Below are 14,954 nucleotides of genomic sequence, written 5' to 3' on the forward strand. Positions count from 1 at the left end.
TCGATCTGTCACAATGTTTCAGGAGACCTTCTGTTCCGGTCGGATCACCTCATCCGCCACGGACGGCGGACCGACGGCAGGCTGAGAGGCCCGATGGCACGGTCCTCAAATATCCAGATTGGCCACCGACAGCGCATTGTCCTGGATGAACTCGCGCCGCGGCTCCACCTCGTCGCCCATCAGCCTTGAGAACAGGCTGTCGGCGTCGGTCGCGTCGGCCACCTTGACCTGAAGCAGCGAGCGCACATTCGGATCCAGCGTGGTTTCCCAGAGCTGTTCGGCGTTCATCTCGCCAAGGCCCTTGTAGCGCTGCATGGTCAGTCCCTTGCGGCCAGCCGCGAACACCGCGTTGAGCAGCGCCAGCGGCCCGGAAAGGAGCTCGGAAGTCTCCTTGCGGCGCAGCGCCGGCTGCTCGCCATAGACTTCCGCCAGGCGCGCTGCATAGCGGTCCAGCTGGCGCGCATCGGCCGAATTGATCAGCCCGGCATCGAGCTGGACCGCGTCCTTGACGCCGCGCACGGTGCGTTCGAAGACATAGCCGCCCGACCCGTCATTGGAGGTCGACAGCCGTCCGCTCCAGCCGCGCTCGGTCTCCTCGGCGATCATGTCGAGCCGCCTGGCGACGTGTTCGGCCATGGCGGTGGCGCGGCCGAGATCGGCGAGCACGTCGGCGTTGAGCGCGCCGGCGATCGCCGCCTGCTCGACGACACTGCGGTTGTAGCGCGTGTGCAGCCCGTTGATCAGGTGCCGCACCGCCAAGGCGTCGTCGACCGCGCCGCGCAGGTCCTGTCCGGTCCGCACCTCGCCGGAGGCGAGCGTCAGTGAAGCCTCTTCCAGCCCGGACTCGATCAGATATTCCTCATAGGCGCTTTCGTCCTTGAGATATTGCGAGCTCTTGCCCCGCGTCACTTTGTAAAGCGGCGGCTGGGCGATGTAGAGATGGCCGCGCTCGATCAGCTCCGGCATCTGCCGAAAGAAGAAGGTGAGCAGCAGCGTGCGGATATGGGCGCCGTCGACGTCGGCGTCCGTCATCAGGATGATCTTGTGGTAGCGCAGCTTGTCGGCGTTGAACTCGTCCTTGCCGATCGAGGTGCCGAGCGCCGTGATCAGCGTGCCGATCATGTCGGAGCTGAGCATACGGTCGAAGCGCGCCCGCTCGACATTCAGGATCTTGCCCCGCAGCGGCAGGATCGCCTGGTTCTGGCGCGAGCGCCCGCCCTTGGCCGAGCCGCCGGCCGAGTCGCCCTCAACGATGAAGATTTCCGATTTCGCGGGATCGCGCTCTTGGCAGTCGGCAAGCTTGCCGGGCAGCGAGGTGACGCCGAGCGTGCTCTTGCGGGTTATGTCGCGCGCCTTGCGCGCGGCTTCGCGCGCGGCGGCCGCCTGGATCACCTTCTCCACCACCACCTTGCCTTCGCTTGGATGCTCTTCCAGCCAGGTGCCCAGCGCCTCGTTGACCAGGCTTTCCACCACCGGCCGGACTTCCGAGGAGACCAGCTTGTCCTTGGTCTGCGAGGAGAATTTCGGATCCGGAACCTTGACCGACAGAACGGCCGTCAGGCCTTCGCGGCAGTCGTCGCCGGTGAGCGAAACCTTTTCCTTCTTGGTCTGGCCGGAGGACTCGCCATAGCCGGTGATCTGCCTGGTCAGCGCGGCGCGGAATCCGGCCAGATGCGTGCCGCCGTCGCGCTGCGGGATGTTGTTGGTGAAGGCCAGCACGTTCTCGTGGTAGCTGTCGTTCCACCACATCGCCACCTCGACGGTGATGCCGTCGCGCTCGGCGCGAATGGCGATCGGCTTCTCGATCAGCGGCTTCTTCACCCGGTCGAGATACTTGACGAATTCCTCTAGGCCGCCGTCATAATGCAATTCGTGGCGCACGAGGTCGGCATGGCGCGCGTCGGTCAGCACGATGCGCACGCCGGAATTGAGGAAGGCGAGCTCGCGCAGCCGGTGCTCGAGCGTGTTGTAGTCGAATTCGACCATGGTGAAGGTTTCGGCTGACGGGAAGAAGGTGATCTCGCTGCCGCTGCGGCCTTCATAGGTCCCCGGTCGCTTGTCCTGCTCGTAGGTGCCGGTCACCTTCAGCGGAGCGTCGGCATTGCCGTGCGTGAAGCTCATCTCGAAGATTTCGCCGTTGCGACGGATCTTGAGCTTGAGCCATGCCGAAAGAGCGTTGACCACCGAGACGCCGACGCCGTGCAGGCCGCCCGAAACCTTGTAGGAGTTCTGGTCGAATTTGCCGCCGGCATGCAGCTGGGTCATGATCACTTCGGCCGCCGAGACGCCCTCGCTGGGATGGATATCGGTCGGAATCCCGCGGCCATTGTCGATGACGGTCACCGAGCCGTCGGGGTTGAGCGTCACCGAGACGAGGTCGGCATGCCCGGCCAGCGCCTCGTCGATGGCGTTGTCCACCACCTCATAGACCATGTGATGCAGGCCCGAGCCGTCGTCGGTGTCGCCGATATACATGCCCGGCCGCTTGCGGACAGCGTCCAACCCCTTCAAAACCTTGATGGAATCGGCGCCATACTCGGCTTCCGCGCCAATGGCGCTTTCGGTCTGATCGCTCATAAATACCTGTCTGATTGATGTCGCTGATCCGGCGCGGAAAAATGGTCCCGAATCGCGCCGTTTTGATGTCCTAGATATAGGCGCAAATGGCCGTTTTTCCAAGGTTTGCAGGCGTTTTGCCGGCTTGGCGAGCGGCCGTTGGCAGGCCGGGCGCGATACACCGGGAAGCGCGGTGCGGGCAGCGGGCTATGCCGGCGCGAAAGCCGCGCCCGAGCGCGGCCTTGCAACAGTCACATCGGGGCGTCTGCTATTCCGCCCGGAGGCCGGCGCGCAGCGCCTTCAGCGCCTCGCTCCAGCGGAACAACTCGTCCAGCATGGCCTTGGCGCCGCCCAGCACCTGCTCGCTCGGATGATACGCGCCCTCCTTGTCGAGCAAGGTCCTGTAGGAAGGCAGCGCCACGCCTTCCGGGATCGGCATGACGCCGACCGAGGTCAGCAGCGGCTTCAGCGCCTGTGCCGCGCGCAGGCCGCCGGACACCCCGCCATAGCTGAAGATGGCGGCGGGCTTGTAGCGCCACTCCTTGAGCAGATAGTCGACGGCGTTAACAATCGCCGGAGCGGCGAAATAATTGTATTCCGGCGCCACGAAGACGAAGGCGTCGGCGGCGTCATCGCCGTCGACCAGGCCTTGGTGTGGTCGTTCTCGTATTTGCGCAGGCGCGGATGATGCGGCTCGTCGAGCAGCGGCAGCTTGAAGGCGGCAATGTCGGCGAGCGCCGGCTCGAACTTGCCGTGCTCGCGCGCGAACCCCTCCAGCCACTCGGCGAAGATCGGTCCGGCGCGTCCCGGTCGCGTGCTGCCGATGATGATGCTCAACTGGTGCTTCACGGGTGGCTCCTCGATTGACGGTATCCGTTGGCGACTAAAGGAACCGGTCACCGTCAACAAGCAGCCATCGAAGGGCGCCGTTCACATTCAGGCGAGGCGGTCTCTCCATGGGCTTTCCGTTCGGTCACATGGACGCCCGCTTTGCCGCGCATTACATTTGCCGCCGTAGCGGAGCATCCGATGGACACAAAGCCCGCCCCCTTCGTGCCGCCTGCGCCGAAGCCGCGCACCCAGCCGCCCTCGACGCTGGAGATGATGCGCATCGTCTACCGCAACCCGCTCGAGCTGTGGGGCGAGCATACCTACAACGAGCCCTGGATCTCGGTGACCGGTATCGGCGGGCCGCTGGTCATCGCCAACGATCCCGGCCTCATCCGCCACGTGCTGATCGACAACGCCAGGAACTACAAGATGGCGACGGTGCGCCAGCTGATCCTGCGCCCGATCCTGCGAGACGGCTTGCTCACCGCCGAGGGCGAGGTGTGGAAGCGCTCGCGCAAGGCGATGGCGCCGGTGTTCACGCCGCGCCACATCTTCGGTTTCGCCGAGCCGATGCTGAAGCGCACGCTGGAATTCGCCACCCGCTACGAGGCCGGCGGTACGACCGACGTCGCCCGCGACATGACGATGCTCACCTATGACATCCTCGCCGAGACGCTGTTTTCGGGCGAGATCGCCGGCGAGCCCGGCAGCTTCGCCAAGGAGATCGACCGCCTGTTCGAGACCATGGGCCGGGTCGATCCGCTCGACCTGTTGCGCGCGCCACAATGGCTGCCGCGGCTGACGCGCATCCGCGGCCGCAAGACCATGGCCTATTTCCGCAACATCGTTGCCAACACGGTGAAAATGCGCGAGCAGCGGCTGAAGCGCGATCCCGACGGCGTGCCGCAGGATTTCCTGACACTTCTCCTGAAAGCCGAGGGGCCGGACGGCCTGACCCGCGCCGAAGTCGAGGACAACATCATCACCTTCATCGGCGCCGGGCACGAGACCACGGCGCGCGCGCTCGGCTGGACGATCTACTGTCTCGCCGAAGCGCCCTGGGAGCGCGACAAGGTCGAGCAGGAGATCGATGCGGTACTGGCGCGCGAGCCCGATCCGACAAGATGGCTGGACGCCATGCCGCTCACCCGCGCCGCCTTCGAGGAAGCGCTGAGGCTTTACCCGCCAGCGCCCTCGATCAATCGCGAGCCGATCGAGCCGGAGACCTGGAACGGCCTCTATATCCCGAGATACGCCGCCGTGCTGGTGATGCCCTGGGTGGTGCATCGCCATCGCAAGCTATGGGACAGGCCGGACGCCTTCATGCCGGAGCGCTTCCATCCGGAGAACCGCGAACGGATCGACCGCTTCCAGTATCTGCCTTTCGGCGCCGGGCCGCGCGTCTGCATCGGCGCCAGCTTCGCCATGCAGGAGGCGATCATTGCTTTGGCCATCCTGTTGTCGCGCTTCCGTTTCGACGTAACGTCACAAACTCGGCCATGGCCGGTGCAGAAGCTGACCACGCAGCCGCAGGGCGGCCTGCCGATGCAGATTTCCCGCCGCGCCTGATTGGAACGGGTCCCGATCGGGAACAGTCTACCGGTCGGCGATCGGCCGGCGCTGCTGGAACTGGCCGGCGGCGCGGAAGCGCCAGAGATAGCTCGGCAGGATCGCGGCGATCGCCTGCGGCTGGATGCCGAGGCCATTGATCGTTCTGTTCGCCTTGGCGGCGGCTTCGGAGACGACGTTGTGCTCGCGCAGCTGCAGCACCTGGTCCTTGGTCAGCAGCGGATTGGGCAACAGCTGCAGGATCGAGGCTTGGATATTGGCCACCCACCACGGCACCGGCACCAGGAGGCGTCTGCGGTCGATAACGGCGAGCAGCTCCTGCATGCATTCCTTGAAGGTCAACACCTGCGGGCCGCCGAGCTCATAGGTCTGGCCACGCTCGACCTTGCCGTCGACCGAGCGTGCCACCGCCTCGGCAACGTCGCCGACATAGATCGGCTGGAATTTCGTCTCCCCGCCGCCGATCAGCGGCAGCACGGGCGAGAAGCGCGCCATGTTGGCGAAGCGGTTGAAGAAGGCGTCCTCGGGTCCGAAATTGATCGAGGGCCGCAAGACGACGGCGTCGGGCACCGTCTCGAACACTGCTTTCTCGCCGAGAGCCTTGGTGCGGGCATATCCCGACGGCGAGTTGAGGTCGGCGCCGAGCGCCGATATATGGGTGAGGCCGGCGCCGACCGATCGCGCGGCCTCGGCGACGGCGCGCGCGCCGAACTCGTGCACGGAGCCGAATTTCTGCCGGCCGCTCTCATGCAGTATGGCGACGAGGTTGACGACGTGGTCGGCGCCCTGAACGGCGCGGTCGACCGACCAGCGCACGCGCACATTGGCCTGCACCGGCTGGATCTGGCCGACATTGCCGAGCGGCTGCACATGGCCGGCAAGGTCGGGTCGCCGGCAGGCGACCCGGATGCGATAGCCGCGCTTGGCGAGCGCGCGAACGACATGACGGCCGACGAATCCCGAGCCGCCGAACACGACGACGAGCTTGGGGGTCTGCAGGATTTCGGTCATGGCTGGCTCCGCGCGCAAAAGCTTGGCTGAGCCGCTTCTTAATCCGTTTCGCGTCAAAGGCAAAGAGCGACCGGAGGTCGCCGCCGCCTTGTTTTTGAGTAATTCCAGGAAAGTGTGGAGCGGTTTTCCGTGCCGAATTGCGTCAGGGTAAAAGCCGCTCAGAACGCCCGGCCGATGCGCGCGTCGACCGAATGCCAGTTGCCGCCGCGGATGACGAAGAAGGCGAGGATTGCCGCCCAGAGCAGCGATTTTTCCGCGCCCGAAAAGCCCTGGCCCATGGTGACCCAGTGGAACCATACTGTGACCAGAAGCACGATCAGGCCGGCGAAAGCGGCCGGGCGGGTGACGAGGCCGATGGCAATCAAAATGCCGCCGAAGAATTCGGTGCAGGCGAGCAGCGGCGACCAGAAGACGCCAGGATAGAAGCCCAGACCTTCGACCATTTCCGTGGCGCCAAACGGATTGACGATCTTCTGCGAGCCATGAATGGCGAGGAACGCCCCGGCAACGGCGCGCAGCAGCGTTTCGGCCGCATTGTTCAGCGTCGCATAGAGTCCGCCTAGGGCCGGAACGATAAGCCTTGGTCTGGACGTGTCGGTGCTGGCGAACATGCGGTCTCCTTTTTGCTGATTTGACGGACGCAAAGGCGTCCACTCCGTCAAATAGAATAAACCTGACGAACTTTCGCATGTTTTATTGCCGCAGTGAGAAACAGAAAACCCCGCCGAGGCGGGGTTTTCCGGGCAGTGAGCGCACCGAAACAGGGTCCAACGAGGCGGCCTGACCTGAGACGGTATCAAGGCGGCGTGAAGCAAGCACGCCCGCCCCGGCCCTGGACGCCCGGCGCGACGGCCGCCAATCGCAAGCCGCGACCCAAGCCACCCTTTTGCGGCTTGCGATGTGGGGTGCCGCTGATGGGTCGCTGCCGGGCTAAGAAAGGTTCAAAGCGGCGCGAAACAAATGCGCGCCTTGTTGCCGGGCGATGCCTCGATCAGGCCGAGTAGCGTTCGGCGAATTCGGAAATGCGCTGCACGACCGCCTTCGGGATATCGACACCGCGCGCCGTCGCCTTTTCAGCGGCCTCTGCCCGGGCACGGCCGGGGATGTGCACGCCGTAGCGCCGCCGCAGCCGGTCGAGCTGGTCCTTCATGCGCTGCTCAAAATCCGGATCGACCAATTTGGGCTCGATAGCGAGCACGAAGAGCCCGGTTCCGGGGCTGTCCGGCCCGCCGGAGAACCAGGGTGCGTCGAGCGACCAGTTGGCGCCGGAAATCCCCGCCGCCAGCACCTCGATCATAAGCGCGATGTTGGCGCCGCGCTGGCCGCCGAAGGCGAGCATCGCGCCCTTCATCGCCGCCGCCGGATCGGTGGTCGGGTTGCCGCTGGCATCGAGTGCCCAGCCCTCGGGGATCTTCCTTCCGTCTTCCGCCGCCTTGCGGATGTTGACGAAGGCGGTGGCGCTCGACGATTGGTCGATCACCAACGGCGGCCCTTCCGCGGCAGGGGCGGCAAAGGACATCGGGTTGGTGCAGTAGACCGGCTTGACCGAGCCCGAGCCTGCAAGCACCGCCGGTCCGTTGGTGGCGGCGAACGAGACCAGCCCCTGCGCTGCCAGCCGTCCGGTGAAATAGCCGAGCGCGCCGCAGGTATAGGCGTTCCTTTGCGAGAAGATGGCGACGCCGAACAGCCTCGCCGCCTTGACGAGGTCATCGATAGTGCGGTCGAAGCCGGTATGGGCAAGCCCGCCGCGCGCGTCGGAGAGGTAGACGGCCAGCGCCGGCCGGGTGACGACCGGATCGGCATCGCCGTCGATGCGGCCGTCCTCGATGGCTTCCAGATAGTCGATGAAATGCGACAGGCCGACCGCCGACAGGCCTTCTGCTTGCGCGGCGATGATCGAGGCAACCAGCGACTGCGTCACTTCTTCATTGGCGCCGGCGCCGAGCGCCGCCATGCGGCACAGCCCTGTTGCCTGGTCGAGAGTGAGTTGCATCGGAGCCGTCCTGAGGAAGTAGGGAGTAAGGGAATAAGGCAGTAGGGGGAGATTGTGGAGCAAATAGCGAATGGGGATGGAAATGTGAACGCGGATCGTGGCTGAACACTCCCCTATTCCCCTATTCCCCTACTCCCCTACTAACCGATCTTGACCGGAATCCGGGCCTCGATGCGGCTGAAGATGAGAACCAGGATGCCGGTGATGGTCATGTAGATCAGCGCCAGCAGCAGCAAGGGCTCGTAGGTGAGATAAGTGTCCTGCCGCACCTTGGACGAGACGGCGAAGATATCGATGACGCTGATCGTCGCCACCAGCGGCGTCGACTTGAGCTGCAGCACGGTTTCGCCGGTCAGTGTCGGCAGCGCACGGAAGAAGGCCTGCGGCAGCCAGATGCGGCGGAAGATCTTGAAGCGGCTCATGCCGAAGGCGCGCGCGGCTTCCAGCTGCCCTTTCGGCACGCCGGCGAAGGCGCCGCGCATCACCTCGCCTTCATAGCCGGCAAATGACAAGGTCAACGCCAACACGCCGTAGGGCCAGGCTTGCCTGAGATAGGGCCACATCCAGGACTCGCGAATCCATGGATATTGCGGAAAAAGCGATCCAAGCCCGTAGTAGAGCAGCCAGAGCTGCAGCAGCAGCGGCGTGCCGCGAATGATGGTGCAGAAGATCTTGGCCGGTGCGGCGAGCCAGAACGGCCCACCGGCCTGCGCCAGCCCAAGCGGTACGGCCAGTATAAAGCCCAGCGCGCAGGTCACGACGAGGATCCACAGCGACCGCCAGATGCCGAGCAGCCCCATCTGCCAATATTGCGGCAGCCAGTCCCAGCGCATGAAGAAGGCCGCGCAGAGGACCAATCCCAGCGCGATTAGGATCAGCACGATGCGGTGCGGCTTCAGCCAGAGCGAGGCACGCGCCGCCATGTTGATCGCGGTCGCTTCGGCCGACATCAGCGCGCCTCCTTGACGGAAGGCATGCCGCGCCGCGACCAGGCCTCGACGCGGCCGATGATCACGTTGGAAAACAGCGTCAGCGCCAGATAAAGCGCGCCGGCAGCAAGATAGAAGACCAGATAGGCCTTGGTGACGCCGGCCGCCTGACGCGTCGCCAGCGTCAGTTCGAAGAAGCCGACGACGGCAAGCAACGCGGTGTCCTTGGTGGCGATCAGCCAGAGATTGGCAAGGCCGGGAATGGCGAAAGGCAGCATTGCCGGCAATGTTATGCGCCTCAACATCAGGCCGGGCGGCATGCCATAGGCGCGGGCGGCCTCGATCTGGCCTTGTGGGATGGACAGGATGGCGCCGCGGATGACTTCCGTCGAATAGGCGCCCTGCACGACCCCAAGGACAAAAATGCCGGCGGCCAGCCCGCTGATGTCGACGCGCTGGTAACCGATCGCGGTCAGCAGCTGATTGATGAGATCGGTGCCGGCGTAATAGAGCAGCAGGATCAGCACCAGTTCCGGCACGGCGCGCACCACCGTGGTGTAAACGGCGAGCAGATCGCGCGTCACCGGTCCGCCGTAAAGCTTGCCCCAGGCGCCGCCGGTGCCGATCAAAAGGCCAAGGCAGGTGGCGCCGATGGCGATCTCGATCGAATGCAGCAATCCGACCAGCAGGGTGCCGCCCCAGCCGGGCGGCACGGGCGACAGGAGCTCGATGATGCCGGCCGCCGAGGCCGGAAGAAAGGCATTGATCAGCTTCGCCCCCGAATTGCTGGCAGCCGCCGACCGCAGCGTTCAGCGGCGGGCATGCGTGGCAAGATTTGGGCCAAGGGGCATGGCGCTGGCCATGCCCCCAACATCAAAAGGAGGCGTCAGTTCGACTGCGTGGCGCCGCCATAGATGTCGAAGTCGAAGTATTTCTTCGAGATCTCATCGTACTTACCGTTGGCGCGGATGGCCTTGATGCCGGCGTTGATCTTTTCCTTGAGCGCGATGTCTTCCTTGCGCACGCCGGCGCCCACGCCCGGTCCCAGCACCTCGTCGTCCGGCGCGACCATGCCCTTCAGATCGCAGCAGGCCTTGCCCTGGTCCGTCTTGAGGAATTCGCCGAGCGCGATGGAGTCGGCCTGCACCGCATCGAGACGGCCGGCGGCGAGATCGTTGTTGGCCTCGTCCTGCGTCTGGTATTCCTTGATCTCCTGCGCGCCGGTGAAGTGCTTCTTGGCGTAGACGGCATGCACGGTCGACACCTGAACGCCGATCACCTTGCCTTTAAGATCGTCCGGCGTGGCGCCGAACTTCTGATCCTTCGGTCCGATGATTGCTGTCGGCGTGTTGTAGTACTTATCCGAGAAGTCGATCGTCTTCTTGCGCTCGTCGGTGATCGACATCGAGGAGACGATGAGGTCGATCTTCTTGGTGGTGAGCGCCGGAATGATGCCGTCCCAGGCAACGGGCGTGATGACGCAGTCGAGCTTCTCCTCGGCGCAGACGGCGTCGATGAAATCGATCTCCCAGCCGACCCACTTGCCCGTCGCATCCGGCGAGGTGAACGGCGGGTAGGGCTCGGCGGCGACGCCGATCTTGACCTGATCGGCCTTGGCCACGCCCATCGCGGCGACGCCGAACAGCAGCGCCGCGGCGAAGGTCTTGAGAACAGTCTTCATTTCAGGACTCCCAGTTTGTTGTCGTTCCCGGTTTTCGCTCCGCTTGACGCCGGCCCTAGCCGACATTGCGGAGGAATTGCTTGAGCCTTTCGGATTTCGGCGCGCCGAACAGCTGTTCCGGCGGGCCTTCTTCCTCGACCAGCCCGTTGTAGAGGTAGACGACATGGGTCGCGACCTCGCGGGCGAATTTCATTTCATGCGTCACCAGCACCATGGTGCGCCCCTCGCGCGCCAGGTCGCCGATCACCTTCAGCACCTCGCCGACCAGTTCCGGATCGAGCGCGGAGGTCGGCTCGTCGAACAGCATGACGCGCGGATTGATCGCCAGCGCCCTGGCGATCGCGGCGCGCTGCTGCTGGCCGCCCGACAGGAATGCCGGGTAGACGTCACGCTTCTCCGCCAGCCCGACCCGGGCGAGCAGCTTCTCGGCCTGGGCGATCGCCTCGTCGCGCTTGACGCCGAGCACGTGCACCGGAACCTCGATGACGTTCTCGATCAGCGTCATGTGGCTCCACAGGTTGAAGTTTTGGAACACCATACCGAGTCTCGAGCGGATGCGCTCGATCTGCTTGCGGTCGGCAGGAACCGTATGGCCGTGGCTGTCGGCCTTCAGCTTGATCTCCTCGCCATTGACACGGATGATGCCGCTGGTCGGGTTTTCCAGGCAGTTGATGCAGCGCAGCAGCGTTGACTTGCCGGAGCCCGAGCCGCCGATGATGGCGATCACCTCGCCGTCGCGCGCCGACAGCGAAACGCCCTTCAGCACATGCAACTGGCCGAACTTCTTGTGCAGGTTCTCGACATGGATGGCTTCGGCGGCGCCGCTCTGCGCTTGGCCGGCTGGGACTGCGGCGGCTTCCACCGCGCTCACCGGGTAACCTCAATAGGGGCGACGGCAGTTCGTCGAACGTCCATCCGGCTCATCAACATACGCTGTACTGTCCCGCTCCTCACTTCAGCATGGACCCGGCAGCGCGAGCCCGTCAATCCCGTTCATTACGGCACTTGCGACCTTGTTGCGCAAGTGTATAAATAGCCTTTCATGAAATTTTTTCGGTTTTTTTCATCTTAAAAGGGCATTGATGAGCGCTTTCGGATCACAATCCATGGCGGCGCCGCTGCGGCGCGTGCTCATGCGGTCGGCGGCGAACGCCATGCGCAACGCCGACAGAGCTCAATGGCACTATGGCCCGGGGTTCAACCCGGCGAAGGCAGCGTCACAGCACGCGGCCCTTGCTGAACTGGTAGCCGCTTCCGGCGCCGAAATCGAATGGATCGAGGACAAGGCGGACGGCCTTTCGGATTCGGTGTTCACGCACGACCCATCGCTGATGACCGAGCACGGTGCGCTGATCCTCTCGATGGGCAAGCCATTGCGCGCCAGGGAGCCCTCCCTGCATGAGGAAACCTACAGAGCGCTGGGTATTCCGATCCTCGGCCGCGTCGAGGCTCCTGGCCAGGTCGAAGGCGGTGATTGCGTATGGGTGGATGCCCGCACGCTGGCGATCGGGCGCGGGGTCCGCTCCAACCAGGAAGGCATCCAGCAGGTTTCGAACCTGCTGACGCCGCTGGGTATTTCCGTCTACGGTTTTGATCTGCCGCTGTGGCAGGGGGAAGAGGCGTGCCTGCATCTGATGTCGGTGATCAGCCCGCTGGCCGACGATCTCGCGCTGGTCTATTCGCCGCTTTTGCCGGCCCCGTTCTATCAGATGCTGAAGGCGCGCGGCATCAGGCTGGTCGAAGGCGACGCCGGAGAATTCGCCGCTTCCAACGGCCTCAGCCTGAACGTGCTGCCGACCAGCCCGCACAAGGTCATTGCCGTTGCGGGCTTTCCCAAGACCAAAGCCGCGATGGAGGCCGCCGGCTGCACGGTTGAGATTTTCGAGGCGGACGCGCTCTGTATCGCCTGTGAAGGCGGGCCGACATGCCTGACACGGCCGATCCTGCGCCGATGACTGCGCGCCGCAAGTTCCGTCGCGAGGGCGAGGAGCGGCGGCGGCAGGATCTGATCGAAGCGACTCTGGACTGCGTGGCGGAATATGGCCTGCAGGGCGCCACTTTGCGCACCATCGCATTGCGTGCCGGCGTCACCGCCGGCCTGATCCGGCACTATTTCCCCGGCAAGGAAGAATTGCTGCAGGGGGCCTATACGGCGCTGGTCGGCCGCATGACCGAGCAGGCGAAAGCGGCATTGGTCATGGAAGAGGCGTCGCCTCGTCAATGCCTTGCAGCTTTCGTCACCGCCAATCTCAGCGCGCCCATCATCGACCAACGGGTGTTTTCGCTCTGGGCGACGTTCATCGGCCGTGCGAGCGCGGATCCGACGCTCGCCCGCGCTCACCGCGAAGGCTATCTTGGCTTTCGCAACGAGGTGGAAGCGGTCGTCGCCGAGGTGCTCGCCGCCGAACAGCGCGAACCGGACGCAAGTCAGCTGCGCCGTCATGCCATCGCCATCAACGCGATCATCGACGGGCTTTGGATCGAAGGCTGCCTGGCCGGTGAGATGTTCTCGCCAGGCGAGTTGGCGGCGATTGGCATCAAGGCTGTCGAGGCCGAACTCGGCCTCGCACCGCTGAAGCATGATCCCGAAAAGTAGGACCCGGTTTTCGGAGAAAGATCATGCTCAACAAAGGTTAGATCGGGATGGCAATTCAACGAAACGCCATCACGGTCCAGAGCAATTCCAGGAAAAGGTGAAAAGCGGTTTCCCGTCCGGGATTGCGTAACAAACAAAGAGATAGAGCAAATCACTGTTTCCGTTAAACGGTGATCCGCTCCAAAGGGAGAAAACCAATGACCACGCTCGGCGAAGCGCTCATCACCTTGCTCGAGGCGCATGGGGTCGACACCGTATTCGGCATTCCGGGCGTGCATACGGTCGAGCTTTATCGCGGCCTGGCGCGTTCGAAGATCCGCCACATCACGCCGCGCCACGAGCAGGGCGCCGGCTTCATGGCCGACGGCTACGCCCGCGCCGGCGGCCGGCCGGGCGTGACTTTCGTCATCACCGGACCCGGCCTCACCAACACCATCACCGCGATGGGCCAGGCGCGCGCCGATTCGGTGCCGATGCTGGTGATCTCCGGTGTCAATGCCACCGATACGCTCGGCAAGGGTTTGGGCTTCCTGCACGAACTGCCGGACCAGCGCGGCATGATGGAGAAGGTGGCGCTGTCTTCCGAGCGTGTCACCGAGGCCGAGGAACTGCCGGGTGCGCTCGCCCGCGCCTTCGCCGTCTTCTCCTCGTCGCGGCCGGGTCCGGTTCACATCGAGATCCCGACAAACGTCATGGTGAAGCCCGCCGAGGGGCTCGCGCCGGTGCTCGGCAACGCCGCGCCGCCCGCTCCGGACGCGGCGGCTGTTGCCGAGGCTGCGAGGTTGATCAAGGCGGCTCGCCGTCCGCTGATTCTTGCCGGTGGCGGTGCCAAGAAAGCGGACGCGGCGCTGACACGCTTCGCCGAAGCGCTCGGCGCGCCGGTGGTCGAGACCGCCAACGCGCGCGGCCTGCTGCATCGGCACCCGCTCTTGGTGCCGGCAAGCCCAAGCCTCAAGGCGGTGCGCGCGCTGATGGCGGATGCCGATCTGGTGATCGCCGCCGGCACCGAATTCGGCCCCACCGACTATGACGGCTACGGCGATGGCGGCTTCGTGCTGCCGCCGAGCCTCATCCGCATCGATATCGGCGCCGACCAGCTCGCGCGCCGTCCGGTGACGGTTGGCATCCACGCCGATTGTGCCGAGGCGCTTTCTGCCCTGCTGGCTGCACTCGGCGCCGCTCATGTCGCCGCGAAAGACGGCGAAGCCCGCGCTGCCGCAGGGCGAGAGGCCGCGCTGGCGGAGCTGCGGCCAGACTATCTGGCGCAACTGCGCGCGGTGGAGACGATCCGCGGCGCGCTGCCCGGCGCCATCATCGTCGGCGACTCGACGCAGCCGATCTACGCCGCCAATCTCTATTACGACCACGACCGTGCGGCTGGCTGGTTCAATGCCGCGACCGGTTTCGGCGCGCTGGGCTACGGTCCCCCGGCGGCGATCGGTGCCGCCCTTGCCGTGCCCGAAGCGCCGGTCGTGTGCCTCACCGGCGACGGCGGCTTCCAGTTCACCTTGCCGGAGCTCGGCGCGGCGCTCGACGCCGAGGCGCCGGTGATCTTCGTCGTCTGGAACAATCGCGGTTATCGCGAGATCGAGACCTCGATGCTTGATGTCGGCGTCGAGCCGGTCGGCGTGTCGCCGGCGCCGCCGGATTTCTGCAAGCTCGCCGAGGCCTACGGCATCGAAGCCGAGCGGCTGACAGGGGTCGGTGACCTGGCCGGTGCGCTGAAGCGCGCGCGAACTGCCGGCAAGCCGCGGGTTATAGAAATCACCGTCGATTGAGGCTCCTGGC

The 14,954-nt window shown here is 64.9% G+C and carries 12 protein-coding genes and 1 pseudogene; 4 read left to right on the plus strand and 9 right to left on the minus strand.

Features of this window, described 5'->3' with window-relative positions:
• Nucleotides 1-105: 105 nt before the first annotated feature.
• Together gyrB and P9228_RS03530 are read right to left on the minus strand one after the other, a co-directional pair.
• Nucleotides 106-2,577, minus strand: a complete 2,472-nt coding sequence (gyrB, locus tag P9228_RS03525) for a DNA topoisomerase (ATP-hydrolyzing) subunit B (RefSeq protein ID WP_067324174.1) — start codon at nt 2,575-2,577, stop codon at nt 106-108.
• A gap of 247 nt (nt 2,578-2,824) precedes the next feature.
• A pseudogene (locus P9228_RS03530) lies at nt 2,825-3,405 on the minus strand (NADPH-dependent FMN reductase).
• Nucleotides 3,406-3,585: 180 nt separating this feature from the next.
• Here P9228_RS03530 and P9228_RS03535 point away from each other — a divergent pair.
• A complete protein-coding gene (locus P9228_RS03535; RefSeq protein WP_127240543.1) occupies nt 3,586-4,956 on the plus strand; it encodes a cytochrome P450 in 1,371 nt (456 codons plus the stop codon).
• Between the two features lie 27 nt (nt 4,957-4,983).
• Here the strand turns inward: P9228_RS03535 and P9228_RS03540 are convergent, their stop codons facing one another.
• The 7 genes from P9228_RS03540 to P9228_RS03570 all read right to left on the minus strand — a co-directional run bounded on the left by P9228_RS03540 (nt 4,984) and on the right by P9228_RS03570 (nt 11,441).
• A complete protein-coding gene (locus tag P9228_RS03540) occupies nt 4,984-5,967 on the minus strand; it encodes a complex I NDUFA9 subunit family protein (protein WP_095777001.1) in 984 nt (327 codons plus the stop codon).
• Between the two features lie 158 nt (nt 5,968-6,125).
• On the minus strand, nt 6,126-6,578 hold the full coding sequence (locus tag P9228_RS03545; RefSeq protein ID WP_278052425.1) for a DoxX family protein: 453 nt from the start codon (nt 6,576-6,578) through the stop codon (nt 6,126-6,128).
• Between the two features lie 380 nt (nt 6,579-6,958).
• The gene (locus tag P9228_RS03550; protein WP_278052426.1) at nt 6,959-7,960 is read right to left on the minus strand and encodes an Ldh family oxidoreductase; all 1,002 of its coding nucleotides are present in this window, start codon (nt 7,958-7,960) and stop codon (nt 6,959-6,961) included.
• 140 nt (nt 7,961-8,100) lie between these two features.
• Entirely contained in the window at nt 8,101-8,910 is an 810-nt protein-coding gene (locus P9228_RS03555) for an ABC transporter permease (RefSeq protein WP_067003383.1), read from the minus strand.
• The gene (locus P9228_RS03560; protein ID WP_067324705.1) at nt 8,910-9,575 is read right to left on the minus strand and encodes an ABC transporter permease subunit; all 666 of its coding nucleotides are present in this window, start codon (nt 9,573-9,575) and stop codon (nt 8,910-8,912) included. Before P9228_RS03560 ends, P9228_RS03555 begins: the two co-directional genes overlap by 1 nt.
• Before the next feature lie 200 nt (nt 9,576-9,775).
• Nucleotides 9,776-10,570, minus strand: coding sequence for a transporter substrate-binding domain-containing protein (locus P9228_RS03565; protein ID WP_278052427.1), 795 nt, complete (start codon nt 10,568-10,570; stop codon nt 9,776-9,778).
• A 55-nt stretch (nt 10,571-10,625) separates the two neighbouring features.
• Nucleotides 10,626-11,441, minus strand: a complete 816-nt coding sequence (locus tag P9228_RS03570) for an ABC transporter ATP-binding protein (RefSeq protein WP_067003385.1) — start codon at nt 11,439-11,441, stop codon at nt 10,626-10,628.
• A 211-nt stretch (nt 11,442-11,652) separates the two neighbouring features.
• Here P9228_RS03570 and P9228_RS03575 point away from each other — a divergent pair, with 211 nt between their 5' ends.
• The 3 genes from P9228_RS03575 to P9228_RS03585 all read left to right on the plus strand — a co-directional run bounded on the left by P9228_RS03575 (nt 11,653) and on the right by P9228_RS03585 (nt 14,944).
• Nucleotides 11,653-12,525 carry a dimethylarginine dimethylaminohydrolase family protein gene (locus P9228_RS03575; RefSeq protein WP_278052428.1) on the plus strand — a complete coding sequence of 291 codons (873 nt, stop codon included), beginning with the start codon at nt 11,653-11,655 and terminating at the stop codon, nt 12,523-12,525.
• Nucleotides 12,495-13,166 carry a TetR family transcriptional regulator C-terminal domain-containing protein gene (locus P9228_RS03580; protein ID WP_278052429.1) on the plus strand — a complete coding sequence of 224 codons (672 nt, stop codon included), beginning with the start codon at nt 12,495-12,497 and terminating at the stop codon, nt 13,164-13,166. The genes P9228_RS03575 and P9228_RS03580 overlap by 31 nt, the downstream gene beginning before the upstream one ends.
• A 197-nt stretch (nt 13,167-13,363) precedes the next feature.
• Nucleotides 13,364-14,944, plus strand: coding sequence for a 5-guanidino-2-oxopentanoate decarboxylase (locus P9228_RS03585; RefSeq protein WP_278052430.1), 1,581 nt, complete (start codon nt 13,364-13,366; stop codon nt 14,942-14,944).
• The last annotated feature ends 10 nt before the right edge of the window (nt 14,945-14,954 follow it).

This window comes from Mesorhizobium sp. WSM4898 (assembly GCF_029625845.1).
Taxonomy (GTDB): domain Bacteria; phylum Pseudomonadota; class Alphaproteobacteria; order Rhizobiales; family Rhizobiaceae; genus Mesorhizobium.

Coding starts and splice junctions, on each gene's coding strand:
- P9228_RS03540 (WP_095777001.1), bottom strand. CDS start 5,967: ATGACCGAAATCCTGCAGACCCCCAAGCTCGTCGTCGTGTTCGGCGGC.
- P9228_RS03575 (WP_278052428.1), top strand. CDS start 11,653: ATGAGCGCTTTCGGATCACAATCCATGGCGGCGCCGCTGCGGCGCGTG.
- P9228_RS03535 (WP_127240543.1), top strand. CDS start 3,586: ATGGACACAAAGCCCGCCCCCTTCGTGCCGCCTGCGCCGAAGCCGCGC.
- P9228_RS03555 (WP_067003383.1), bottom strand. CDS start 8,910: ATGTCGGCCGAAGCGACCGCGATCAACATGGCGGCGCGTGCCTCGCTC.
- P9228_RS03550 (WP_278052426.1), bottom strand. CDS start 7,960: ATGCAACTCACTCTCGACCAGGCAACAGGGCTGTGCCGCATGGCGGCG.
- P9228_RS03580 (WP_278052429.1), top strand. CDS start 12,495: ATGCCTGACACGGCCGATCCTGCGCCGATGACTGCGCGCCGCAAGTTC.
- gyrB (WP_067324174.1), bottom strand. CDS start 2,577: ATGAGCGATCAGACCGAAAGCGCCATTGGCGCGGAAGCCGAGTATGGC.
- P9228_RS03565 (WP_278052427.1), bottom strand. CDS start 10,570: ATGAAGACTGTTCTCAAGACCTTCGCCGCGGCGCTGCTGTTCGGCGTC.
- P9228_RS03585 (WP_278052430.1), top strand. CDS start 13,364: ATGACCACGCTCGGCGAAGCGCTCATCACCTTGCTCGAGGCGCATGGG.
- P9228_RS03545 (WP_278052425.1), bottom strand. CDS start 6,578: ATGTTCGCCAGCACCGACACGTCCAGACCAAGGCTTATCGTTCCGGCC.